This window comes from Nakamurella sp. (assembly GCF_044224575.1).
Lineage (GTDB): Bacteria > Actinomycetota > Actinomycetes > Mycobacteriales > Nakamurellaceae > Nakamurella.
On sequence record NZ_JBGAKE010000001.1, the window covers coordinates 378,253 to 401,812 of the forward strand.

The following is a 23,560-nucleotide window of genomic DNA, read 5'->3' on the forward strand; positions in this document are numbered from 1 at the left end:
CCGAACGCGTTGCTGCGGACGGCGTGTCCGGCACTCACCCGCAAACGGGTGAGGCGCTGCCGACGAATTGGTCAGCCGGTGCGCCGGCGTCGGGTCGCCGATACCAGTCCGGCCCCGAGCGCGAGCAGCGCGAAACCGATCAGCAGCCACCGGCCGACCGGGAGTCCGGTCCAGGACAGCGTTCCCGAACCGCCGCCAGCGTCCGGGAAGGGCACCGGCGGGTACGGCCGGGGCGGGACCGGCGGGACCGTAAACGTGTTGACCGCGGTGATGGTCAGTGTGCCGAGCTGATCGCCGGTTTCGGCGATGACCGCGGTGTCGTAGGAGTTGTGGTCGACCGTACTGGAATTGGCCCCGCCGTTGTCGGTCTCCACGGCGAAGCAGTGGGATCCGGGCGGGAGCAGCACCGGGTCGCCGGCGGCCTCGACGACCGGCACGGTCTGTCCGCCGGTGACCGACACCGATCCGGAGTACACGGTGACCCGCGTCCCGTTCAGGTCGTACTGGCACGTGACGGCCAGGGTGAACACGGCCGCGGTGTGGGCGCCGGCCGCATCACCGGCGAGCACCTTGGTCACCTGGATCTGGGCCGCGGAGAACGGGTTGACGAAACCGGCGATCACGACCTGCGCGACGCCGCCGGAGTCGACGTCCGGGATCGTGACAGTCACCGGCGGCGGCGTGGCATCGGCGCCGCCGGAATCGGTCTCGGTGACAGTACAGACGGCGCCGACCGGCAGCGGTTCGATGACGTTCGACGTCAACGGCGATCCGTCACCGGTGGGGGTGAGAGTGACCGTGGTGGTGAACGCGGCCGGGTCGCCGTTGAAGGCGCAGCTGACGGCGAAGACGAACGGGTTCGTGGCCAGCGGCACGCCGGGTCCGTCGATCGCCTTGGCGATCTGCAGGCCGCCGGCCCGGTATTCATTGGTCACCGTGATGACGGCCGGCCTCTCGGTGCCGGTGTTCACCGGCGCCGACGAATCCGGGTCGTCGGGGTTGGGCGGGTCGTAGGTGACGGCGGTCGCCTGGCCGGTATCGGTCTCGACGGCCGTGCAGGTGGAGCCGGCCAGGGTGTCGATCTCGGTCGGCGTCCCCGGGACCACGGTGACGGTCGTGGGGAAGCCGGAGAGCACGTCGCCGTCCACCGAGCAGGTGACCGTGACCTCGAACGAATCCGGCGCGTAGCCGGCCGCGTCCCCGATGACGACCTTGTTGACCAGCACCTGCGCCGGGTCGAACGAGTTGGTGACGGTCACCTCGACCACGTCCGGGTCGGTCCCGATCACCACCGGCTGGGTCGGGCTGATCGTCACGACGCTGGCGTTGCCGTCGTCGGGCTCGGTGACGGTGCACTCGGCCCCGGTGGGCAGGTTCGGGATGTCCGCCTCCAACGGCCCGGCGCCGCCCAGGGTGACCGTGCCGTCGTAGACGGTCCGCGAACCGGACTCGTCGTCCAGCCCGCAGCTCACGTCCAGAGTGAACGGTCCGGTGCCGTAGGCAGCCGCGAGGGCGCCGGTCACCACCTTGGCCAGGTGCAGCGAGCCGACGGTGAACTCGTTGGTGACCTGCGCGGTGTTGGTGTCGCCGGTGGCCAGTTCGATCGGCGCGGCGGCGCCATCGGTGGTGTCCGGGTCGCCGTCGCCGGCCTGGGTGGTGATGGTGGTGACCACCGCACCCTTGTCGTCGGTCTCGGTGATCGTGCAGTCGGCCCCGGCGGGCAGGCCGGTGAACGTCACCGTCTGACCGTCGGAGATCTCGGTCTCCATCGGCCGGAGCGGGCCGTACCCGTCGGCGTAGACGGGTGCATCCAGCAATGTGCAGGCGACGGCGACGGTGAACGGCCCGTACGGGATGGGTTGGCCGCCCTGGTCGACGGCGTCCGTGTCGACGCGTTTGGTGACGGTCAGCGAGGCGAACTCGTAGGTGTTGGTCAGCGTGGCGACCGGAATGTCGGCGGTCCCATCGGGCGGCACGGTCGCGGACACCACGGTCGACGACGTCTGCCCGTTGTCGCCCTCGGCGAGCGTGCAGGTCGCGTACACCGGCAGGTCGAACACGGTGACCGGCTCGCCGGGGTTCAGGGTCAGGTCCGTCGCGTCGCCGAGCGGCACGTCCTGTCCGACGGACGTGCAGGACAGGGTGACCGGGAAGGCGTCCGGCGCGTACTGGTCGGCAGCGTCGCCCGCGACCAGCTTTTCCACCTGCAGCGGGCCGTGGGCCAGGCCGACGCCGACCCGTGGGGGCTCGGTCGACAGCGTGTAGTCCTCCGGACCGCCGTCGACCCAATGCGCCGACGTGCCGACAGAGTTGTAGGCGAACGTCGACGGCCCGGCGGACGCGGTCGTGTTCGGGGAGTCGGCCGGCGAGTAGGCCGGCGCGATCATCTCCACGTCGACGTCGACGACCCCCGCGGGCGCGAACGGCGTGTCCGGCAGCAGCTCCACCTGCAGGCCGGTCACGTCGGCCGGGGCGACACCGAGATCGGCGAGGGTCTGGCCGGCCGGCCACTCTTGCCAACCCAGCTGGTCGCACAGCAATTGCCCGTCGGCCGGTTGCGGCTGGTCGCACCAGTCCGAGCCGGTCGTGTAGTAGACCGTAAAGGTGCCCGCGCCGGGGGTGGCCAACTCGGGACGCTGCCCGGTCAGCAGCGGCTGCCACTGCGATCCGCGGTCCAGGATCGGCCCGGTCCAGCGGCCGGTTTCCGACGTTGACGAACTGCCAGCGCCAGGTGACGTCGCCACCGGGCTGCGCGATCGGGATGCACGGACGCGCGTAGAAGCCGTCGGCGTTGGCCCGGCAGAGCGGCTTGGTCAGGATCAACGGATCCAGCACGACACCGAGCTGGTCGGAGCCCTGCGCCTTGACCTGCTTGACCACGGAGATCGCCGCGGCCTCCAGCACCCGGTTGGTGGCGTCCGTCGCGCACTCCCCGGTGCCCGGCACCACCTCATTGGTGCCCCCGTTCGTGCATTGGTCCCAGGGCCGGTCGCCGGTGACCCCGAACCCGTTGGTGAGCACGGTGTCGGCGGCGACACCCGGCCGGGTCTTGACGGTGAACGTGATCGTGTAGGTGGCGCCGACCGGCAGGACGCTGCCGGCCGGGAACGTCCACTGCAGTTGGTCGGCGGTGGCCAGGTCCGGCGTGGCGGTCAGCGTGATCTGGGCGGGATCGGTCGGCATCCCGGTGCCGCCGGTGATGGTGTAGGTGAACGTCGGGTCGTCGGCGATGACGACCTGCGGCCCGTCGGCGTCGGCGGGCAGCCGGTCGGTGATGACCGGGTCGACGATGGGGACGTCGCCGCTGTTGGTGACGGTCAGCGTGTACGGGAAGTCGGCGCCCGGCGAGACGTCGCTGCCGGCCGCGTTGTTGCCGACCTTGCTCACCGTGACGGCGTTGGTGGCGTGCTGGTAGATGATGGTGGCGGCCGCGTCGTCGGTCGCGGTCAGCGGATCACCGGCGGCGTCGCGGTCGGAGCTGGTGACGTCCGCGGTGACGTCGTTGGTGGTGACACCGGGGGCCGGCTCCCCCGGCGCCGGCGGGCTCGCCGCCAGGTCCGGCAGCACCGGTCCGCCGGTGTGCAGGGTGTCGCGCCGCGTCACCTGGAACGTCGCCGTCTGGACGGGGTCGGCCGGGTTCTCCCAGTTCGCCCCGTCGGTGCGGGTGAAGGTGTATCGCAGGCCCTGCACCTGGTCGGCGGTGACGGTGCCGGGCAGCGCGACGGCCGGGTCGGTGCTCGGGCTGCCGAGTTGCCAGGAGCCGCCGGTCAGCACCGGCTGCCCGCCGGCCACCGACCAGGTGCCGCCGGTGTAGGCGTCAACCTGCACCTGGTCGACCGGCTCGACGAAGGTGATCGGGTTCAGCTGGGTCAGGTCGTAGGCATTCCAGAACGTCGTCGAGGTGTCGGTCAGCACCAGCTGCACCGCCCGCGACGGCGGGAGCACGCCGCCGCCGGGGGCGACCGGCTGACCGGAGATCGTCACGGTCACCGGGCCGGCGGCCGGCTCGGTCAGCGTGTCCGGGCTGAAGGACTTGCCGGCGATGACGTCGATGCCCTGGGGCACGAGCTGGATGTCGGCGGTGGCGTCGGCGGGCTGCGAATGAGGCGTGACGTTCGGGTAGTCGACCAGGTCGGACACCGTGGTGGTGGTGGTGTTGGTGATCGTGGTACCCGGCTGCGGTGGTTGGCTCGTCGACCGGGACTCGGTGCGAAGCCGGGTGTCGAACACGACCGTCGCCAGCGGCTTCGGGGTGGCGGTGCTGGCGTTGATCCGGCCGGTGTAATCCAGGCGCAGTCCGGTCACCCCGACGAGGTCCGCTTCGGTCAGCGCCAGCGCATCGTCACGGGAGTAGGTGGTGGGGGTGCCACTGCGCAGCAGGGTGACGACCAGGTTCGACGCGCCGATGTCGGCGGGCGGGGTGATCGATACGAAACCGGCCAGGTTGAACGCGTCGAACGGGTTGGTGCCGGCCGTCGGGTCGGCGATCACGAGTTCGTCGACCTTGGCCGGGGTGGTGTTGGCCCCGGTCACGGTGACCCGGGCGGTCGGCCACTGATCCTGCGGAACGCCCGGGTCGGGGATCCCGAGCGGGCCACCGGCCCAAGTCTTGGTCGCGTCCGCGGTGACCGGCACGTCGACCAGCGCGATGGTGTCGTCAGCGGTGAAGGTAGCGATCGGGTCTCGGTCGATGACCCGTCGGAACGGGTCGATCCGCACCGAGTTGTCGATGACGCCCGCCTCGGCGGTGTTGTACAGCCGGTCGGCGGTGATCGGGACATCGGGGTCGCTGCGCAGGTCGTCGCGGAGCTGGAAGACCGGGTGGACGTCCCGGTCGTTGCCGGTGGAGGCGGCCACGCCGGAGCCGACCGGCGGTGCGCCGGCGGACAGCCGGTCTTCCCGGGTCGGGCTCTCGACGTAGTCGAGTTGGAAGGCGATGGTGGACGCCCGCTCGTCGGCGGTCAGCGTGTAGCCGGGGAACGTGCCGTCGCACGCCGCCGGGCACGGATCGTTCGTCGCGTCCTGCCAGGTCGCCGTGGCCGGATCGGTGCTGCCGGCCGCCAGCCGGAACAGCCGAACGTCCACGATCTGGTCGTAGGTGAGCCACGGATCCAGCGCCGGGGTGATCGGGTCGATGCGGACCAGGTCGAACGTGTCGAACACGCTGGTCGGCAGCGCCTGATCGAAGGAATTCGGGTCGGTGATCTGGACCCGGCCGATGCCGGTGAAGCCCCCGGTCGACCAGGAGATCGTGGCGCCGGCCTGCTCCTGCGAGCGGGCGTTGAGCAGACCGAGGTCCCAGGCCTTGTCGATCGGGTCGACGGTGCCGGGCCCGTAGGGCGTCACGTCGACGGTGTCGCACGCCTCGGGCGAGGTCGCGTCGACGGTGGGGCTGCTCGCCGCGCTCGCCGCGCAGTCGGTGAAGGTCGCCGCCTCGTTGGGCACGTCTCCCTCGAGCGAGTACGAGATGTTCGGCGCCACCGACGTTCCCGGTGGGAAGCCGCCGCTGCAGCCGTTGCCGGCCGGGGCGGCGGTGTAGACGAACCGGATGCCGATCGCCTCGTCGGCCACGGCCTGTGGGAAGGGCGCGTTGTAGATGCCCGGCGGCACGTCCTGCATGCCGGGCACCGGCAGCCAGGTGGTGCCGTCGACCGTGTAGAACACCGAACCGGTCGCGCAGGCCGGCACCGGCGTGGCCACCACCCCGGCCGGATCGAAAGAGTCGTACCACTGGTTCGGGTCGGGAATCGTCGCCGGGTCCTGCACGGTGATCGTCGTCGCCGGCACCGTCGAATCCGGGAACGGCAGCACCCGGCCGGACAGTTCGGCGGTGACGATCTCCCCCGGCCACGCCGGGACCGTCGACGGCACGATCTTCTTGGAGGTCACGACGTCGATCCGGTCGACGATGGACAGGATCGAGTCGGTGGCCCGGTTGGTCGCGGTGCTGACGTCGTTGGCGCCGTCCACTTGGACGGTGTTGTCCCGGGTCAGCTCCTGCTGCGTCTGGGTCGCGTCGGTGGTCACAACGAACGGGATGGTCGCCGCCGCCCCGGGTGCGATCGAGCCGGTGAACTGCACCGTGAAGCCGGTGACCGGCGCACACCCGCCCGGCGGATCTGGCAACGGGGCGTTGTCGGTGAGCGGCTGCGGGCTGCCGGGTGTGCCGTTGCAAACGAAGGTGACCGTCCCGGCCGTGGCGCCGCTGGGGAAGGTGACGGGGTCCGAACCGGGTGTGTAGGTCCACCCGCCGTCGGCGAAGTGGTTCGGGGTACCCGACGCCGGCTCGGTGATGGTCATGCCGGTCAGCGGGTCCGCGGAGTTGTTGGTGCCGGTCAGGGTGACCGTGCTCGGGTCGCCGGCCCGCACCGTGTCGGGGTCGAAGGACTTGCCGGCGACCACGTCGATCGCGGCCGGCCGGATCCGGTAGGTGTCGCTCGCCGGCGGTGAGGTCGCCGACCCGGCGTCGGTGCGCACGGTGGTGCCGGCGTCGTTGGTGATGGTGGTCGGGTCGGTCAGATCGACGACAGTGTCCCGCTGCTGCATGGTGATGCCGGCCCCGGCGGTGGCCCCGGCCGGAATGTCGGCGCCATCGGCGCTGGCGAACGTCCAGCGGATGCCGGTGGCATCGGCCGGGTCGACGCCGTCCGGGTAGGTCGGCTGCGGCGGGCCGGCCGGGCCGTCCACCCACGACCCGTTCACGTACAGCGAGACCTGCACCGTGTCGGCACCGGCCGGCATGGTCACGTCGGCCGGCGGTGCGGTGATGGCCAGGTACTGGAACGGGTTGGGCGCGGCATCGGGGTCGACCGGATCGGTGATGACCAGCGTGTCGACCGGCACGTTGGAGGTGTTCTGCCCGGTCAGCTCGGCCGACAGCGCAGTGCCAGGAATCGCGGACGCGCCCTCCGGGGTGATCGTCTTCGTGGTGACGGCGTCCAGGGTGGTCTCGACGGTCGGGGTGACCGTCGCGTCGTCGGACTTCTGGTCGGCGTTGTCGGCGGAGATGGTGGCGGTATTGACCAGGTCGGTGCCGCTGGCGTCCGGCGGGATGTCGTCGTCCACCTTCACCGGGATGGTGATCACGATGACGTTGCCGGGGGCCAGGCCGATATCGCCGCCGCCGAGGTCATCATTGAATGAGACGACGATCGTCGGCTCGGTGTCGACCGTCGGGTTGCTGGTATTGCCGGCCACCGTCACCGTGCCGTTCAGGCTGATGTACTCCGGCAGGAGGTCGGTGACCTGTGCGTTCACGCACCCGTCCACGGCGCCCGAGGTGCACTGCACCTGGATCGTGTACTCGAAGGTCTGGCCCGGCGTGACGGTGTCCGTGTTCGCCGACTTCTGGATCGAAATCGACGCGGTCGGGTCGGCCGCCCAGGCTGCCGGCGCCGACACCCCGACCATGCCGACCGCGAGCAACAGGCTGAGCAGCAGGCCGGCGAACCGCCGTAGGCCAATCTTCGGACGTGCCATGCGTCAACCTCCCCGACCGACGAGGAATCCGGGCGACGATCGGAAAGTCGAACTCCTCGGGTGACGGTGCCACGGAACGTAGCCATCCAAACACATCGTGACGTCGAGGGCACCCGAAAGCCCCTTGATTCATCACTCCTGCAAACGAGGGAATCTGTGTCCGCGTCACATCGGCATCGTGTCCATCACTGGCATGGTGGGGCGCATGTCCATTCCGAAGCCGGCATCCCCCACCATTGCCCGGCAGCAGGCAGACCTGTTGTCGCGGTTACCGTTTTCCGACAAACAGGACTTCGAGGATGTGCGTCGCGGCCTGGTCGCACCTATCGAGGGCCCCGTTCTGGCCGACGACGGCACCGTCCTGTGGGACAACTCGACCTACGGGTTCCTGCAGGGCGACGCCCCGGACAGCGTGAACCCCAGCCTGTGGCGCCAATCCCGGCTCGTCGCGGTCGGTGGCCTCTTCGAAGTGGCCAAGGGGATCTACCAGGTGCGGGGGATGGACATATCGAACACCTCGTTCATCGAGGGCGACGAGGGTGTGGTCGTCATTGACACCCTCCTGTCCGCTGAGACCGGCGCGGCGGCGCTGGCGTTGTACCGCAAGCATCGTGGTGACCGGCCGGTCAAGGCGATCGTGTACACCCATTCACATGCCGATCATTTCGGTGGGGTCAAGGGCTTCGTGTCCCAGGACGAGGTCGACGCCGGGCAGGTCAAGATCTTTGCACCGGAGGGGTTCATCGAGCACGCCGTCTCGGAGAACGTGTACGCCGGGACGGCGATGAACCGGCGCGCCGGGTACATGTACGGCGCAGCCCTGGCCCGAGGCCCGCAAGGCCAGGTCGGTGCCGGGCTGGGCCAGACCCTGTCCACCGGAACGGTCTCGCTGATCGCCCCGACGGACATCATCAGCACCACCGGTCACGAGGAAACAGTCGACGGGGTGCGGATGGTGTTCCAGATGGCGCCCGGCACCGAGGCACCGTCCGAGATGCTGATCTATCTACCGGCCTTCAAGGCGTTATGCGCGGCCGAGGACGCCACCCACAACCTGCACAACCTGCTCACCCTGCGCGGCGCGGTCGTTCGCGACCCGCACGCCTGGGCGCACTACTTGACCGAGGCGATCGACCTGTTCGGCGGCGACGCCGAAGTCGTGTTCGCCTCCCACCACTGGCCCGTCTGGGGCGCCGAGCGGGTCGTGGAATTCCTGTCCACGCAGCGGGACCTGTACGGGTACCTGCACGACCAAACTCTGCGGATGCTGAACAAGGGCCTGGTTGGCGCAGAGATCGCCGAACAGATCACGCTGCCGCCGGTCCTGGAGAAGGCCTGGAGCACCCACGGCTACTACGGATCGGTCAGCCACAACGTGAAGGCCATCTACCAGCGCTATCTCGGCTGGTTCGACGGCAACCCCGCCCATCTGTGGGAGCACCCTCCGGTCGAGAAGGCCAAGCGGTACGTCGATTTCATGGGCGGCGCCGACACCGTCGTGGACAAGGCCCGATCGTCGTTCTACGCCGGGGATTACCGGTGGGTCGCCGAGGTCGTCAACCACGTTGTTTTCGCCGAACCCGACCATGCGGCGGCCCGGGAGCTGCTCGCCGACACCTACGAGCAACTCGGCTACGGCTCGGAGAACGGCACCTGGCGGGACTTCTACCTGTCTGGGGCGACCGAGCTGCGGGACGGCCAGTTCGGCACCCCGACGGAGACCACCGCACCGGACGTCCTTGGCCAACTATCCCCGTCAATGCTGTTCGACGCCATCGCCATCCAGGTCAACGGGCCAGCCGCGTGGGACGAGAAGCTCACCCTGGACGTGGTCCTCACCGACATCGACGAGCGATACCGGCTGCGCCTGGCCAACGGGGTGCTCACCTACAGCGGGCGGCCACAAACCGGTGACGCGGACGCGGTCCTGACAACCACCCGGCGGGCGCTCCCGGCGCTCGCGCTCGGCGGCCTGTCCGCCGACGGCCTGGCCGCCGCCGGTATCGAGGTCAGCGGCGACGCCACCGTCCTGACCCGGCTCACCGCAGTGCTGGACCCGGGCGACAAGAACTTCGCGATCGTCACCCCGGACTGACCCAGGTCGGCGACCGCGCACCGGCAGGGTGGGCGGGGGTGCGGTCGCTGATGCCGCCGGAGCATCCTTGGGAGGACAATGGGCATGACCGGGACAGCACCACCATCGTCCAGCAAGCGGTGGCCGCTGTTCGGATCACTGCAGGGCTACCGCAGCCGGTGGGTCCGCCCGGATGTGCTGGCCGGGTTGACGGTATGGGCGGTGCTGGTCCCAGAAGCGTTGGCGTACGCCACGATCGCCGGAGTCCCGCCGGTCGTCGGGCTGTACGCGGCTGCCCCGGCACTGGTTTTGTATGCCGCGTTGGGTAGCTCGAAACACCTGGTGGTAGGCCCCATGTCGGCCACCGCCGCGCTCTCCGCGGCGATCATCGGCCCGGTCGCCGGTGGGGACCCGGCCCGGTTCGTGGCGTTGACCGCGGCGCTGGCGATCGTCACCGGCGTGCTGGGCTTGTTGGCCGGGCTGGTGCGGTTGGGTTTCATCGCCACGTTCATCTCCGAACCGGTGCTGAAGGGATTCATCGTCGGACTGGCGTTGACGATCATCATCGGTCAGGTCCCGAAACTGCTCGGCATACCGAAGACCGGCGGGGACTTTCTCGAACAGACCTGGGGTGTGCTCACCCAGCTCGGCGACGTCGACGGTTTGACGGTGCTGATCGGCGGGGTCAGCCTCACCGCGGTGCTCGCGCTGCGCCGATGGCTGCCGCTGGTCCCGGGTTCGCTGGTGGTCCTGGCGGCGATCGCGGCGACTGCGATGTTCGGGTTGGATCAACGCGGGTTGGACATCGTCGGACCCATCCAGGCCGGGCTGCCCGCCATCGGATTGCCCGGCACCGGTGGACCGGGCGCCTATCTCGACCTCATCGGCCCTGCGGCCGGGGTGCTGATCATCGGGTTCGCCGAGGGCTTGGGCGCCGCGAAGACCTACGCTACGAAAGCCGGCTATCGGGTGTCGGCGAACCGGGAGCTCACCGGTCTCGGTGCGGCGAACATCGGCTCCGGCATGTGCTCCGGCATGGTGGTGAACGGGAGCCTGTCCAAGACCGCGGTGAACGGGTCCGCTGGGGCCCGCACCCAGCTCAGCGGGCTGGTCGTGGCCGCCCTGACCGTGATCACACTGCTGTTCCTGACCGGATTGTTCCAACAACTGCCGGAGGCCACCCTGGCGGCAGTGGTCATCGCGGCGGTGGTCGAACTGGTCGATATCGCTTCGCTGCGTAGGTTGTTCGGGGTATCGACGGCGCGGTTGGGCAGCATCTACGGATTCGCGGCCCGCGCCGATTTCGCCGCCGCGATCATCGCGCTGCTCGGGGTGCTGATCTTCGACACCCTGCCCGGTCTGATCATCGGCATCGTCGCGTCCATGGTGCTGCTGCTGTACCGGGTGTCCCGGCCACACGTGGCCCGGTTGACCCGAAAAGATGCGGCGTGGTTGGACATCGACCGGCACCCCGGTCTCGCACCCGACCCCACCGTGCTGGTCGTCCGGGTGGAGGCTGGGCTGTTCTTCGCCAACAGTGACCACGTCCGGGACCGCATCCAGGCCATGTGCACCCCGGCCACCCGGATCGTGATCCTGGACGCCGAGACCAGCCCGTTCATCGACATCACCGCAGCCACCATGCTCGTCGGACTCGCGGACACCCTGCATCGGCAGGGCATCGAGCTACGGATAGCCCGCGACATCGGCCAGTTCCGCGATGTCATCGGCCGGGTCGTCCCGGAAGCCTTCCACCACGGGGCGTATCCCACCATCGACACCGCGATCGCCGGGCCGGATCAACCACCATGAGAGGAAAGCCGACTACGGTCATCAGATGACACCGATGGCGGACAGTGGCCGGTGCAGCGTCCACTCCGCTGACGTCATGACGACGACAGGGTGAGTCTGCCGCCTCAGTGGGCGGGGTGTGCAGGACCCCTCGCAGACCGAAATCAGACTCCAACGAAAGGTCAGGCACACAAATGCTCGATGCCAGTACTCAGAAGATGACCCGGGCGTACGCCGCGGAGGTGGGCCGAGCCGCCTACGTGTGGGGTTGGCCTCTGGTCAACATGCACAACCGGCGGGTGTTCATGGAACAGCTGCCGGAACCGGGGCTGCTGGCCGGGATCGTCCCGGCCGGGCCGCCGGGCACCATCGGCATGCTCCGCGACTACATCCGCCCGGAGGAACGGATCGTGGCCTGCCCGAACCAGGACGTGGTCTACGGGTTCGGCACCCTGGACGCCAGGCGCGGCCCATCGGTGGTGCAGGTCCCCGACTTCGGCGACCGGTTCTGGGTGTACCAGGTGGTGAATCAACGGACTGATTCGTTCGTCCAGCTGGGCTCCATGTACGGCACGAAACCCGGTCACTACCTGCTGGCCCCCGACGGGTGGGACGGCGAGGTTCCCGACAGCATCACCGGAGTGTTCCGGTACGACACCCGGGTCGCGGTGGTCATCCCACGGGTGTTCATGGACGACACCGACGCCGACCGGCAGGCGGTGCAGCCGCTGGTCGACCAGATCAGCGTGTATCCGCTGGACGACTACGACGGCACGACCAAGGTGGTGGACTGGGGCAGCGTGCCGTCCTTCGGAAAGGAGGGTTCCACCGGCGACCAGGAGGAAACCCAGTGGGTCGACCCGAACAAGTTCTTCGAGGTCTTCGGCGAAGTCCTGGACGAGGTGCCGGCCCGACCCGGTGAGGAGGGCCTGTACGACTGGTACCGCTCGGTTCTCACCGCCGCCGATACCCACCCGGTCATCGCCGAGACACTCCAGCAAGCGGCCCTGGATGCCAACGCCGTCGTGAGTGAACTGTTCGAGTTCCGCAACTACGGCATCCCGGTCGCCCACCACTGGACCACCCAACGGTCCGGGGCCGCGTTCGGCACCGACTACCTGAGCCGGACAGCGGTCGGGAAGTCGAACATCTTCGTCAACACCGCCAACGAAACGACCTACTACTACCAGGATCTGGACAGCGACGGGGAGCGGCTGCACGGGGACAACCGGTACAGCGTCACGTTCGAGGCACGTCAGATCCCACCGGTCCGCGGATTCTGGTCGCTGACCGTCTACAACAAGCACCACTTCTTCCACCCGAACGAGCTGGACAGGTTCTCCCTCGGCACCAAGAACAAGGACCTGACCTACGGCTCCGATGGTTCCCTGACCCTGACGGTCGGCGGCACCGCACCTACGGACCCGGAGCTGCTCGCGAACTGGCTACCGGCACCCGCCGAGGAGTTCACCGTGTACCTGCGCGCCTACTGGCCCGACCCGACGATCCTCGACGGGTCCTGGGCGCCGCCGCCGGTTCGCCGAGGCTGAACCACCACCCAAGCGACGTGCGCGGATTGCGCTCGGCGGAAGTCGCAGTGGTGCTCGTCGAAACTCCCACCCGGTGTGTCATGGTCGAACTGCTCGACAGTCGTGCCGGTGGGTCTCGGTCACGGTCAGGTGTCGCACCGCTGACGGTTCGTCGTCGTCCGCTTGACCCGGACCGTCTCGAGCGTGGCCAATGCTGCAAACGCAGCATCGACGGGGTCGCCGTCGGCGTGGACAACCGCGTCGATCAAGACTGCCAGGAGTCGGCGCACGACATCCGGAGATGTTGCCTGATCATCCGGCGACGCAGTTGCTTGGGCGGCCTGGATTCGGCTCATGACCACAAGCGATCGTGCGCAATGGGTCGGAGCTACTGCGAGTCACCGCACGAGCGGTGCCGGCTCCGGGTGACCAACGGCGTGCTCACCTACAGCGCCGCCGCGCAGAAGGGCGACGCCGACGCCACCGTGACCACCACCAGCCGGTCGCTGCCTGCCCTGGCGCTCGGGGTGGTGTCCCCCGACAAGCTGGCTGATGCGGGCATCGCGTTGTCCGGGGACGCTTCTGCCCTGGCCCGGCTGATCGCCGTGCCGGATCCGGGCGACCAGAACGCCCCCATCGTCACGCCCTGATCCGCCCGCCCGACGGACCGGTGGCGCCGCCCGCGCGGACGGGTTCTACTTCCGGGGTGCGATGCCTCGTCAGAAGGAACCCGAACTCCCTTGAGGCGGGGCCGGCGTCGACCCTCGACCGACAGCGCGTCATCGGACGATGACCGGGACTGTCGGCTTCGGGGCGCTCGTCGCGGTGGTGGCCGCAGCGGTTCTGCTGGCGGTGTTCTCGCATCGGTTGAGCGAGTGGCTGCGGGTACCGGCGCCGGCCCTGTTCCTGGTCGGGGCGGCGGTCTGCACGACCTTCGTCCCCACGCTCGGGGCCGTCCCGCTGGGCGTCGACGAGGAACTGGTCACGGTTGCCTTGATCTTCATCCTGTTCGACGGCGGGATGCATATCGGGTGGCGTCGATTCCGATCGGCGGCGGTCGCGGTCACCTGGCTCGGGGTCGTCGGCACCATTGTGACCGCGGGCGGGCTGGCGCTCGCGGCGCACGGCCTGTTCGGGTTCGGCTGGGAGTCGTCCCTGCTGATCGGTGCGGCCCTGGCGCCCACCGATCCCGCGGTCGTGTTCTCCGTCCTGGGACGCCGGGAGATCACCGGCCGCTCGGGCGTGATCCTGGAGGGCGAATCGGGAGCGAACGACCCCGTCGGCATCGCCTTGATGATCGCCCTGCTGGGCGCCACCGGGTCGTCGTCGACGGGCTCCGCGGTGGTCGACGGCCTGGTCGAGTTTGCCCGCCAGCTGCTCGTGGGCGCCCTGGTCGGGGTGGCCGGTGGCTGGGGGCTGGCTCGCCTGATGCGCCGCCCGCTGCCGAACGAGGCGCTGTACCCGATTCGTGTGCTGGCGGCGGCCGGCCTGATCTTCGGGGTCACGACCGTGTTGTCCGGCTCGGGCTTCCTCGCGGTCCTGCTGGCCGGGATCATGGTCGGCGACGTCCGGGCCCCCCTCAAGAGCGAGATCGAACGGGTCAGCTCGAGCCTGGCCGGACTGGCCGAGATCGTCGCGTTCACCGTGCTGGGACTGACCGTGTCGGTACCTGAGGTGCTCGATCCGGGCGAACTCTGGGTGGCGGTGGGTCTGGCCGCCCTGCTCATCGGGGTCGTGCGCCCGGTGCTGGTCGGGATCCTGCTGTTGCCGCTGCGGCTGCGTTGGGGCGAGCGGGGGTTCGTTCTTTGGGCGGGCCTGAAGGGTGCGGTTCCCATCCTGCTCGGGATCTTCATCGTGGACGCCGGTGTCGCCGGGGCCGACCGCTTGTACGGGATCGTCTTCGTGGTGGTGCTGATCTCGGTGCTGGTCCAGGGCGGGCTGGCGCCGCTCGTCGCCCGCCGGTGCCGCGTGCCGATGCGAACCCTCGTACCGAAGCCCTGGACCCTGGGCATCGGGCTGCGCAGCGAACCCGAGGGTCTGCACCGGTACGTCGTGGCCGTCGGATCGGCGGCGGAAGGAACGACCATCGCCGCCCTGCATCTGGACCGGTCCGCGTGGATCAGCCTGGTCACGCGCGAAGGTTCGCTCGTGCAGATTCGTGGGACCACCCGCCTGCGCGCCGGCGACGAGGTGGTCGCGTTGGCGGACGCGGACGTCGATCTCGCCCAGATCTTTCGCGCACCCCCGGCCGAGCCCCACCGCCGTGACGGCCCGCACCGGCCGCCGGAATAGGCGTTCGCACCGGCGTCATGAATCGCACTGCCGACGGTCGGTTTCGGTCGTACTGTGACTCCGGAGCGCCCGTGAGGAGCAAGACGATGATCAACCGGGAAGCCCTCCGCGAGTACACGACCGGATCGCTGTGGGTGCTGCCCGGGGCGAGCGCACTGGCGGCGCTGCTGATCGGGTTCGCCGTCTCGCACATCGACGTCGGCCCGGATTCGGTGCTGGCGCCGTTGGCGTTCCAGGGCACCGCGGACGACGCCCGCGGTCTGATGATCGACATCACCAGCACCGTCGTCACCGTGATCGCGCTGGTCCTGGGGCTCACGGTGGTCGCGCTGCAGCTGTCCTCGACCCAGTTCTCGCCCCGCTTGCTGCGCAACTTCCTGCGCGACAAGCCCAACCAGGTCGTCCTCAGCACCTTCGTGGCAACCTTCGTGTACACCGCGTCGGGCCTGTACACGGTCGGGGTCATCGGCGGCGCCCGCACCGAGGACTTTCCCCGCCTGGCGGTGAGCGGTGCGCTGTTGCTGATGTTCGTCAGCCTGGGCATGGTCGTCTACTACGCGGATCACCTGGCCCATTCGGTGCAGGTCGACGCCATCGCCAAACGCGTCGAATCGAGCACCCTCCGAGTCGTGCACGGCCACCTCGGCAGCAGCGAGGACCCGGCCCCGATCGCGCCGGACTGGGCGGTGCCGATTCCCGCCCCGGTGTCGGGCTACCTGCAGACCGTCCACCCGGAGCACCTGCTGCCGCTGGCCGGCCGGTACCACCTGCACATCAGGTTGCGGGTGCGCGTCGGTGAACATGTCGTGGCCGGCACCGTGCTGGGGTGGATGTGGACCCCCGGCCCGGACGAACCCGCACCCGATCCCGCGGTGCTGACCCATCCGATCGAGCACGCTGTCCGGGTCGGCTTCGAACGCACCCAGGAGCAGGACGCCGCCTTCGGCATCCGGCAACTGGTCGACATGGCCTGCAAGGCATTGTCTCCCGCGGTCAACGATCCGTACACGGCCGTGCAGGCGGTCGATCATCTCTCAGTGATCTTCTGCGCGATGGCGGTCCGCCCGCTCGGCGACGACGTGGTGCGGGATGCCACCGGTCAGGGCGTCGTCATCGTGCCGGCCCGGCGGTTCGGGGACTACCTCGACACCATGTGCGGGCTGATCCGGCGCTACGGCTCCAGCGAACCCACACTGACGACGGCCCTGCTCCGGTTGCTGACCAACTGCGCTGCGGTGCTGCCCGACGACCCCGAACGATGGGCCGCGCTGGACGAGCAGGCCGACCTCATCGTCGCCGATGCGACCAGGGACACCGCACAACCCGCCGACCTGCGTCAGGTGCAGGCGGCCGCCGACCAGCTCAAGAGGATCATCGCGGCGCACCGATCCGGGCTGACCGATTCCACATCGCGGTGACGCTTCGCCCGCCCGGGTTCGTCCGCCTCCCCGGCACCGGCTCCTCGCCCCCACCGGCAACGCCTGGCGCGGGTTGGCTCCGCCGGGCAGCGCCGGATGGAGCCGCCGCCAAGCGCGCCGGAACGAACCGGTCGCGCAGGGAGCGGCGCGTTCTACACTCGCGCGATGATCCAGTGCGCGGGCACGTCGGCGGGTCTCCGGGTGGTCGGGCGGACAGATCACCGGCAAGCCCCGCCCCCGGTCGACCTCGCGATCACGTCGGTGGGATGAGCGCTCCCCCCGCCCCGTCCCGCCGTTGGGTGTCGCTGGCGGCCACCTGCACCGCGGCCGGGCTGGTCTGGCTGGCCTTCGCGGATATCGGGGTCGCCATCCCGGCGATCGCCGACGACTTCCACGCCGACCTGTCCACCCTGCAGTGGGCGAACAATGCGTTCAGTCTGGTCGCCGGCGCCCTGGTGATCGCGGCCGGCAAGTTCGGCGACGTGTTCGGCCGCCGGAAGATGCTGCTGATCGGCATTGCCCTGTTCGCGGCGTTCTCGGTCGTCGCGGCGTTGGCCCCGGGCGCCGGCACGCTGATCGTCGGTCGCGGGCTGATGGGCATCGGCGCCGCGCTGATCCTGCCGGCCACCCTGGCGCTGATCCCGCCGCAGTTCTCCGGCCGCGACCAGCTGACCGCGTTCGGGGTGTGGCAGGCGGTCGCCTGGGGCGGGCAGGCGGTGGCCCCGGCGATCGGTGGGGTGATCACCCAGACCCTGGGTTGGGCCTGGCTGTTCTGGATCAACGTGCCGCTGGGGGTCGCCGCCTTCCTGGTCATCCGGGCACTCACCCCGGAATCGAAGGATCCGACCGCGTCGCGCACGGTCGACTGGGTCGGCCTCGTGACGATTGCGCTGGCCGCCTTCGCCCTGCTCTACGCCCTGACCGACGGACCGGCCGCCGGCTGGGGCAGCCCGCTGATCCTGGGCCTGTTCGCCGCCACGGTCGTGCTCGTGGTGATCTGGGTGCTGGTCGAGCAACGGGTCACCGAACCGCTGGTCGATCTGAAGCTGTTCCGGCTGCGCCCCTACGACGGGGCGCTGACGGCGAACCTGACCATGAACCTGGCGTTCGCCGGGCTCAGCTACCTGCTGGTGCTGTGGCTGGAGAACGCCCGCGGCTACAGCCCGATCGCCGCCGGCATGCTGATGCTGCCGGCCACCATCGGCATCTTCGCGCTGATCCCGGTCGGCGGCCGGCTGGGCGGGAAGTACGGCGGACGGCTGCCGGTGCTGATCGGGCTGGTCGTGATGAGCGCCGGGCTGGCCGTGCTCGGCGTCCTGAACTCCGACACCACCATCGTGCTGATCGCCGTTGCGCTGGTGGTGATCGGCGTCGGCCTCGGCCTGCTGTCCACCCCGATCTCCAACACCGCCGTGGGTGACGTCCCGCAATCGCTGGCCGGCACGGCCGCCGGGGTGTTCAAGATGTCGTCGATGGTCGGCGGCGCGCTCGGCGTGGCGCTGCTGTCGGCGTTCGCCCGCGGATTCACCGAGGCCGACTCGTCGGCGGCGATCGCCGCGACCGGCCTCACCCAGGCCCAGGTCGACGAGGCCCACCACGCCCTGGTCAACTCCGCCTCGTACAAGGACGCGTTGTCCGCGCTCGACCCCGAGCTCGCTGCCAAGGTGACCCAGGCGGTCATCGACGCGTTCTCCAGCGGGCTCGGTCGCACCATGCTCGCCACCGCCGCACTGTCCCTGGTCGTCACCGTCGTGGTGGCGTTGGTGTGGCCGCGGCGCGGCGCCGCGAAGAAGGAGCTGACCGCTTGACGGAACTGCGTGAGTCGATGAAAGCGCTGATGCCACAGGCGAAAGCGGACAGCACCGCCGTCGGGGCCGGGCATCACACCGGCAAGGTGGCGGGTGCTGTGAGGCGCGTTCGTGGAGACCGATTGACGAGGGCGGGACGTCCCGGTCCGCGGCCCCGATCAGAAGGAGAACACCCATGCCCCTGGTTCGCATCGACCTGCCGGCCGGCCGCCCTGCCCAGGAGCGCACCGCGATCGCCGATGTCGTCTACGAGGCGATGGTCGCGACCGCGAACGTGCCGGCCAACGACCGGTTCGTGGTGGTGTCCGAACACGCCGCGGGCGACCTGATCCTGGACCCGCACTACCTGCTCGACCGCTCCCCTGCGTCGCTGATCATCCAGATCACCCTCAACCAGGGCCGATCCCTCGAGGTGAAGAAGTCGCTCTACCGGGCCATCGCCGACGGGCTGCACGAGCGAGTCGGCATCGCCGTCGATGACGTGGTGATCAGCCTGGTCGAGGTACCGAAAGAGAACTGGTCATTCGGCGGAGGTCTCGCCCAGTACGCGGACTGACACTTGTCCGGCCGGCCCGCACTCGGCGGTCACCGGAAGGACCCGGCAACCCGGCTCAGCGCCAACTGCCGGTCCCGCAGGCCGGCAAAGGCACTGAGGGCGTGGTATTCGATGATGACGCGAGCGCCTTCCCACGATCGAATCCCCCACCGATCAGCCGGATCCGGCGTTCGAGATTTGTCACCCTGACCATCACCACGAACGAACGGAGGACCAGATGAACGGTGTGATCGGCGAAATCCTGCCCCTGGCCGTCGGCATTGCCATCTCACCGATCCCGATCATCGCAGCCATCCTGATGCTGTTCTCGGGCCATGCGGGCAGCACCAGCACCGGGTATCTGGTCGGGTGGGTGCTCGGCATCGTTGTCGCCACCGGCCTTTTCACTGTCGTGTCCGGCAGTGTCGGGGCGAGCGAACAGCCGACCGGGGTCAGCTGGGTGAAGGTCGGGCTGGGCGCCGTGCTGATGATGGCGGGCCTGCGCCAGTGGCGTGGCCGGAACGAGAAAAAGGGGCAGCCGAAGTGGATGGCGGCCATCGACAAGATGGGCTTCGTCCAGGCGTTCGGCCTCGGATTCGCGCTGGCCGCGGTCAACCCGAAGAACCTCCTGATGGCGGTCGCCGCGGGTGTGGCCATCGGAGCGGGCGGGCTGAGTGTGGCCGATGACGTCATCGTCATCGTCATCTTCACCGTCATCGCCGCCAGCACCGTCGCCGTCCCGGTGATCGCCTACGCCGTGGCCAAGGACAGGATGCGCGGGCCGCTCAACGAGGCCAAGTCCTGGCTGGACGAGCACACCGCCGCGGTCATGGCGGTGCTGTTCCTGGTCATCGGTGCGGTGCTGGTCGGGAAGGGAATCGGAGGGTTCTGACGGCCGGGGAGGTAGCGGCCAGTCACCGAACCGGTTGCTGCGTCATCCGAAGGGGTCGGCTCGACGGGTGCCGATCGGCGGCTCCGTCGTGGGATTCTGGAAACGATCCGGAGCCGGGGCGAGGTGGGCAGCCCGGGCTCGCACCGGCAAGTCGAGGGGGATGCGGTGACGGAGTGGGTCGTCGTCGGGGTCGGCGTGGTGCTGTGCTTCTTCGGCATCGGGTCGGTCCATCTGGCGATCATGGCGTCCGGGTTCGGCCTGGGCTGGCTGCTGGCGGACCTGTTCGGCGCCTCGGGCTGGACCACGCTGCTCGTCGCCGCCGGTTCGGCGCTGATCCTGGAACTGCTGGTCGCGCTCGTCTTCAAGGTCGCCCGGTTCGTCGTCGGCATGGTCGCCGGGTCGTTGATCGGGGCCAAGTTGTACTCGGTGTCCGCCGGGGCCGACCGCACCATCGTGCTGGCGGCGGTCGTCGTGATCGCCACCGCACTGGTTTTCGGATTCCTGGCCGACAAGTTTCGCGAGCGGGTGCTGCTCTGGGCGACCGCGATCGGCGGCGCGGGACTGATCCTCAGCGCCATCGGCCTGATCTGGCCGGACTCGCTCGGTTTCCTGCGGCACCCCACCCCCGGCGGTGAGCAGGCGCTCAGCACCGCGCTCTGGGTGGCCCTGGCCGCGGCCGGGTGGTTGACCCAACGCCGGCTGTTCCCCAAGGCGCTGAACCTGCGTCGGGCCAGGGACGACGAGGATCGGCGCGAGCGGGTCCAGGACGCCTGACGTCGGTCAGGGTGCGCCCACCCGCCGAGCCGCGGACGGCAGGTGCAACTGGGCCAGCACCGCGTCGGCCCGGGCCGTCACCGAACTCCGGGTGAGCAACGAGACGACGACCATCGTGGCGAACGAGGCCGGCACCGAGACGACCGCCGGCTGCCCGAGCAACGACTCCAGGGCGCCCGTCGACACCGCCGGAAACGCGACGAAGGTGGCCAGGGCGCCCAGGGAGATCACGCCGCCGACGACAAGCCCGGCCACCGCTCCCGCCGTGGTCAGCCCCCGCCACCAGATGCCCAGCACGAGCAGCGGGCAGAAGGTCGACGCGGCCACCGCGAAGGCCATCCCGACCACCCGGGAGATGTCCACGCTGGTGGTCGGCAGGGCGATCAGGAGCGGCACCAGCCCGGCGACCACCGCGGACACCCGGAAGTCGCGCACCCGGCCGCGGAGCACATCGGTGGACAGCACCCCGGCGGCGGCCACCACCAGCCCGGACGAGGTGGACAGGAACGCGGCGATGGCGCCGGCGGCGACCAACGCGGCGAGCACCGCACCCACCCACCCACCGATCACCTGCGCAGGCAGGCCGAGCAACAGGGTGTCCGCCTGACCCGGTCCGGGCGGCGGCATGAACCGGTGCATCAACACCCCGGCCAGCGTGGGAAAGGCGTAGAAAACCCCGAGCAGCGCGATCACCCGCACGGTCGTCGCCCGCGCCGACCCGCCATCCACGTTGGTGTAGAAGCGGACCAGCACGTGCGGCAGTCCCATAGTGCCCAGGAAGGTGGCGAGCATCAACGAGTAGATTTCGGCCGCGGACGATCCCCCGCCCAGGCCCGTGCCGGCGGCGGCCCACGCACCGGTGAACAGCTCGCCGACCCCCGGCCGGGTCACCGCAAATGCCACCAGCACCGGGACCGCGATGGCGACCACCTTGAACCAGTACTGGAAGGCCTGGACCAGGGTGATGGAACGCATCCCGCCGGCCACCACGTTCAGCGTCACCACGCCGGCGACCACCGTCACGCCGACCCACCGGGGCAGGCCGGTGACCTGCTGCAGCACCAGGCCGGCCCCGTGCAGCAGGGGAACCATGTACAGCCACGCGATCGCCAGCACCAGCCCGGTGGCCAGCCCACGCAGCCGCCTCGACCCCCACCGGATCTCGGCGAAGTCAGGCACGGTGTAGGCCCCGGATCGGCGCAGCGGGGCGGCCACGAACAACTGCAGGGCGAGGTAGCCGGCGGTGAATCCGACCGGGTACCAGAGGGCGTCGGGCCCGTAGACCGCGATCAATCCGGCGACGCCCAGGAACGACGCGGCCGACAGGTACTCGCCGGAGATGGCCGCCGCATTCCAGGCGGGCCGCACCGTGCGGGACGCGACCAGGAAATCGTTGGTGGTCCGGGCGAACCGGACGCCGTAGGCGCCGATCACGCCGGTGAGAACGACGACCAGGGCGATCGCCACCAGGGACAGGGTGGAGTTGCCGAGGGTCATCGCAACTCCCTCGTCGGGGCGCTCGCCGGCTCCGCGCCGCACCCGTGGGAACTGCCGTGGTGTCCATGATTCGCTCGGCAGTGCTGAGCGCTACCGCCCACCCTGGTCATCGTTGCTCATCCCGCCCGAGGAGCGTGGTGAAATCGCGTTCGATCCGCTCCGCGTGCCGGCGGTGCCAGCGGGCCAGCAGGTACAGGGTCGGGTAGGCGAGCACGCCGAGCAGCCACCAGGCGACCGGGATGCCCAGCACCCGGGCGGCACCGAACGCGGGGACGTAGGCGAACAGCACCGGCAGCGGCGCGAACAGCGCCAACGCCAGCACCGCGACCCGGATGGACGCGACGAGTTGGGCGCGAACCAGTCCCCGGACCAGTTCGCGGCCTAGTTCGGTCTGCTCGGCCACCTCGGCGGCGCGCAGCACCGGCCGGCGGGCGGCGGGCCGCCGGTCGGCAAGCACCACCCGAACCCGCCGGGGCGGGTGGCGGTCGGTCACCGGCCGGGCCGGCGGCCGGCGAGCAACTGCTGCTTGAGTGTCCGCAGGTGACGCCGGCTGACCGGGAGTTCGGCGATGGCCGGTTGGCCGGAGACAAGGATGCGGTACCCGCCGTCGACGGAGCGTAGCTCGACGATCCGGCCCAGGGCGACCAGGTAGCCGCGGTGCACCCGCACGAATCCCGCCGGCGCCCATTCCTCCTGCAGCACGGCCAGTGGGGTGCGGATCAGGTGACTGCCACCACCGGCGACGTGCAGCCGGGCGTAGTCGCCCTGCGCCTCGGCCCAGCACACCGACGACCGGGAGACGAACCGGGTGCTGCCGGCCAGGTCGACCGCGATCATCACGTCCTGCGACCCGGGCGCGGCCGCGGGCGGTCGGGCCGGGGCGCCGCTCGGGCGGTCCACGCCGGTGCGCTGCGGGTCGGTGAACCGGCGCCGGTCAACCTCGGCCGTTGCGTCCCGGGCCGCGCAGAACCGGGTGACCGCCTCGGCCAGCCGGGCCGCCCGGACCGGCTTGAGCAGGTAGTCGACGGCGCCGATCTCGTAGGCCTCCACGGCGCGGTTGTCGTGCGCGGACAGGAACGCGACCGCCGGCGGGCGTGGCAACCCGGAGAGCACCCGGGCCAGGTCGACGCCGTCCCAGCCGGGCATCGCGATATCCAGGAGCACCGCATCCGGCATCGGCATGTCGGGGTCCGCGCGGGTGAGCAGAGCCATTGCCTCCGCGGCGTTGCCGGCGGTCAGGATCGTGCCGACCCGCGGGTCGCCGCGCAGCAGGTAGCTGATCTCGTCCAGGGCCGGCGCCTCGTCGTCGACCGCCAGCACGGTCAGGCCGGCCGCCGCCGGCGCGCGCTCAGCGGAGTCCCGTCGGGCCTGGTCACCGACTCCTGGCCGCAATCCACACCTCCCGTCCGGTCGTCCCGTCGCGCCGGGGCGATCCGGCTGACTGCATCCTGGTCGTTGCACCCACCCCGGA

General features: G+C 70.0%; 16 protein-coding genes and 2 pseudogenes. 11 read left to right on the forward strand and 7 right to left on the reverse strand.

Annotated elements, in window-relative coordinates:
• Positions 1-71 precede the first annotated feature (71 nt).
• Both ACILSK_RS01765 and ACILSK_RS01770 read right to left on the reverse strand, forming a co-directional pair.
• Complete coding sequence (locus ACILSK_RS01765; protein WP_395725487.1) at positions 72-935, reverse strand: DUF5979 domain-containing protein; 864 nt, start codon at positions 933-935, stop codon at positions 72-74.
• Positions 936-980: 45 nt separating this feature from the next.
• Positions 981-2,387, reverse strand: a pseudogene (locus tag ACILSK_RS01770) (DUF5979 domain-containing protein); the annotation flags it as partial.
• A gap of 485 nt (positions 2,388-2,872) precedes the next feature.
• On the opposite strand from ACILSK_RS01770, the gene ACILSK_RS01775 reads away from it, so the two are divergent.
• Positions 2,873-3,073, forward strand: coding sequence for a hypothetical protein (locus tag ACILSK_RS01775; RefSeq protein ID WP_395725379.1), 201 nt, complete (start codon positions 2,873-2,875; stop codon positions 3,071-3,073).
• Between the two features lie 191 nt (positions 3,074-3,264).
• On the opposite strand, the pseudogene ACILSK_RS01780 reads toward ACILSK_RS01775, so the two are convergent.
• A pseudogene (locus tag ACILSK_RS01780) lies at positions 3,265-7,479 on the reverse strand (isopeptide-forming domain-containing fimbrial protein); the annotation flags it as partial.
• A 205-nt stretch (positions 7,480-7,684) separates the two neighbouring features.
• On the opposite strand from ACILSK_RS01780, the gene ACILSK_RS01785 reads away from it, so the two are divergent.
• The 3 genes from ACILSK_RS01785 (at position 7,685) to ACILSK_RS01795 (ending at position 12,894) form a co-directional block, all read left to right on the forward strand.
• Positions 7,685-9,574 (forward strand): alkyl/aryl-sulfatase, encoded by a 1,890-nt coding sequence (locus tag ACILSK_RS01785; RefSeq protein WP_395725380.1) that lies wholly within the window; start codon positions 7,685-7,687, stop codon positions 9,572-9,574.
• An 84-nt stretch (positions 9,575-9,658) separates the two neighbouring features.
• A complete protein-coding gene (locus tag ACILSK_RS01790) occupies positions 9,659-11,365 on the forward strand; it encodes a SulP family inorganic anion transporter (RefSeq protein WP_395725381.1) in 1,707 nt (568 codons plus the stop codon).
• Positions 11,366-11,538: 173 nt separating this feature from the next.
• Complete coding sequence (locus tag ACILSK_RS01795; protein WP_395725382.1) at positions 11,539-12,894, forward strand: DUF1254 domain-containing protein; 1,356 nt, start codon at positions 11,539-11,541, stop codon at positions 12,892-12,894.
• Between the two features lie 125 nt (positions 12,895-13,019).
• On the opposite strand, the gene ACILSK_RS01800 is transcribed toward ACILSK_RS01795, so the two are convergent.
• Positions 13,020-13,229 (reverse strand): hypothetical protein, encoded by a 210-nt coding sequence (locus ACILSK_RS01800; protein ID WP_395725383.1) that lies wholly within the window; start codon positions 13,227-13,229, stop codon positions 13,020-13,022.
• A gap of 21 nt (positions 13,230-13,250) precedes the next feature.
• Here ACILSK_RS01800 and ACILSK_RS01805 point away from each other — a divergent pair, with 21 nt between their 5' ends.
• The 7 genes from ACILSK_RS01805 to ACILSK_RS01835 all read left to right on the forward strand — a co-directional run bounded on the left by ACILSK_RS01805 (position 13,251) and on the right by ACILSK_RS01835 (position 20,592).
• The gene (locus tag ACILSK_RS01805) at positions 13,251-13,523 is read left to right on the forward strand and encodes an alkyl sulfatase C-terminal domain-containing protein (RefSeq protein ID WP_395725384.1); all 273 of its coding nucleotides are present in this window, start codon (positions 13,251-13,253) and stop codon (positions 13,521-13,523) included.
• 139 nt (positions 13,524-13,662) lie between these two features.
• Positions 13,663-15,165 carry a potassium/proton antiporter gene (locus ACILSK_RS01810; protein ID WP_395725385.1) on the forward strand — a complete coding sequence of 501 codons (1,503 nt, stop codon included), beginning with the start codon at positions 13,663-13,665 and terminating at the stop codon, positions 15,163-15,165.
• An 86-nt stretch (positions 15,166-15,251) separates the two neighbouring features.
• On the forward strand, positions 15,252-16,583 hold the full coding sequence (locus ACILSK_RS01815) for a DUF2254 domain-containing protein (RefSeq protein WP_395725386.1): 1,332 nt from the start codon (positions 15,252-15,254) through the stop codon (positions 16,581-16,583).
• A gap of 266 nt (positions 16,584-16,849) precedes the next feature.
• Positions 16,850-18,391 (forward strand): MFS transporter, encoded by a 1,542-nt coding sequence (locus ACILSK_RS01820; protein WP_395725387.1) that lies wholly within the window; start codon positions 16,850-16,852, stop codon positions 18,389-18,391.
• 175 nt (positions 18,392-18,566) lie between these two features.
• Positions 18,567-18,947 carry a tautomerase family protein gene (locus tag ACILSK_RS01825; protein ID WP_395725388.1) on the forward strand — a complete coding sequence of 127 codons (381 nt, stop codon included), beginning with the start codon at positions 18,567-18,569 and terminating at the stop codon, positions 18,945-18,947.
• A gap of 217 nt (positions 18,948-19,164) precedes the next feature.
• Positions 19,165-19,818, forward strand: coding sequence for a GAP family protein (locus ACILSK_RS01830; protein WP_395725389.1), 654 nt, complete (start codon positions 19,165-19,167; stop codon positions 19,816-19,818).
• 165 nt (positions 19,819-19,983) lie between these two features.
• Positions 19,984-20,592, forward strand: coding sequence for a DUF4203 domain-containing protein (locus tag ACILSK_RS01835; RefSeq protein ID WP_395725390.1), 609 nt, complete (start codon positions 19,984-19,986; stop codon positions 20,590-20,592).
• Between the two features lie 6 nt (positions 20,593-20,598).
• On the opposite strand, the gene ACILSK_RS01840 is transcribed toward ACILSK_RS01835, so the two are convergent.
• The 3 genes from ACILSK_RS01840 to ACILSK_RS01850 form a co-directional block, all read right to left on the reverse strand.
• Positions 20,599-22,089 (reverse strand): cation acetate symporter, encoded by a 1,491-nt coding sequence (locus ACILSK_RS01840; protein ID WP_395725391.1) that lies wholly within the window; start codon positions 22,087-22,089, stop codon positions 20,599-20,601.
• Positions 22,090-22,195: 106 nt separating this feature from the next.
• Positions 22,196-22,549 (reverse strand): hypothetical protein, encoded by a 354-nt coding sequence (locus tag ACILSK_RS01845; RefSeq protein WP_395725392.1) that lies wholly within the window; start codon positions 22,547-22,549, stop codon positions 22,196-22,198.
• A 29-nt stretch (positions 22,550-22,578) separates the two neighbouring features.
• Complete coding sequence (locus tag ACILSK_RS01850) at positions 22,579-23,481, reverse strand: LytR/AlgR family response regulator transcription factor (protein ID WP_407077046.1); 903 nt, start codon at positions 23,479-23,481, stop codon at positions 22,579-22,581.
• Positions 23,482-23,560 lie beyond the last annotated feature (79 nt).

What these genes read in the sequence shown, in the direction of transcription:
- ACILSK_RS01840 (WP_395725391.1), bottom strand. Translation starts at nt 22,089, where the DNA reads ATGACCCTCGGCAACTCCACCCTGTCCCTGGTGGCGATCGCCCTGGTC.
- ACILSK_RS01815 (WP_395725386.1), top strand. Translation starts at nt 15,252, where the DNA reads ATGATCAACCGGGAAGCCCTCCGCGAGTACACGACCGGATCGCTGTGG.
- ACILSK_RS01830 (WP_395725389.1), top strand. Translation starts at nt 19,165, where the DNA reads ATGAACGGTGTGATCGGCGAAATCCTGCCCCTGGCCGTCGGCATTGCC.
- ACILSK_RS01805 (WP_395725384.1), top strand. Translation starts at nt 13,251, where the DNA reads ATGGGTCGGAGCTACTGCGAGTCACCGCACGAGCGGTGCCGGCTCCGG.
- ACILSK_RS01795 (WP_395725382.1), top strand. Translation starts at nt 11,539, where the DNA reads ATGCTCGATGCCAGTACTCAGAAGATGACCCGGGCGTACGCCGCGGAG.
- ACILSK_RS01800 (WP_395725383.1), bottom strand. Translation starts at nt 13,229, where the DNA reads ATGAGCCGAATCCAGGCCGCCCAAGCAACTGCGTCGCCGGATGATCAG.
- ACILSK_RS01825 (WP_395725388.1), top strand. Translation starts at nt 18,567, where the DNA reads ATGCCCCTGGTTCGCATCGACCTGCCGGCCGGCCGCCCTGCCCAGGAG.
- ACILSK_RS01785 (WP_395725380.1), top strand. Translation starts at nt 7,685, where the DNA reads ATGTCCATTCCGAAGCCGGCATCCCCCACCATTGCCCGGCAGCAGGCA.
- ACILSK_RS01790 (WP_395725381.1), top strand. Translation starts at nt 9,659, where the DNA reads ATGACCGGGACAGCACCACCATCGTCCAGCAAGCGGTGGCCGCTGTTC.
- ACILSK_RS01820 (WP_395725387.1), top strand. Translation starts at nt 16,850, where the DNA reads ATGAGCGCTCCCCCCGCCCCGTCCCGCCGTTGGGTGTCGCTGGCGGCC.
- ACILSK_RS01810 (WP_395725385.1), top strand. Translation starts at nt 13,663, where the DNA reads ATGACCGGGACTGTCGGCTTCGGGGCGCTCGTCGCGGTGGTGGCCGCA.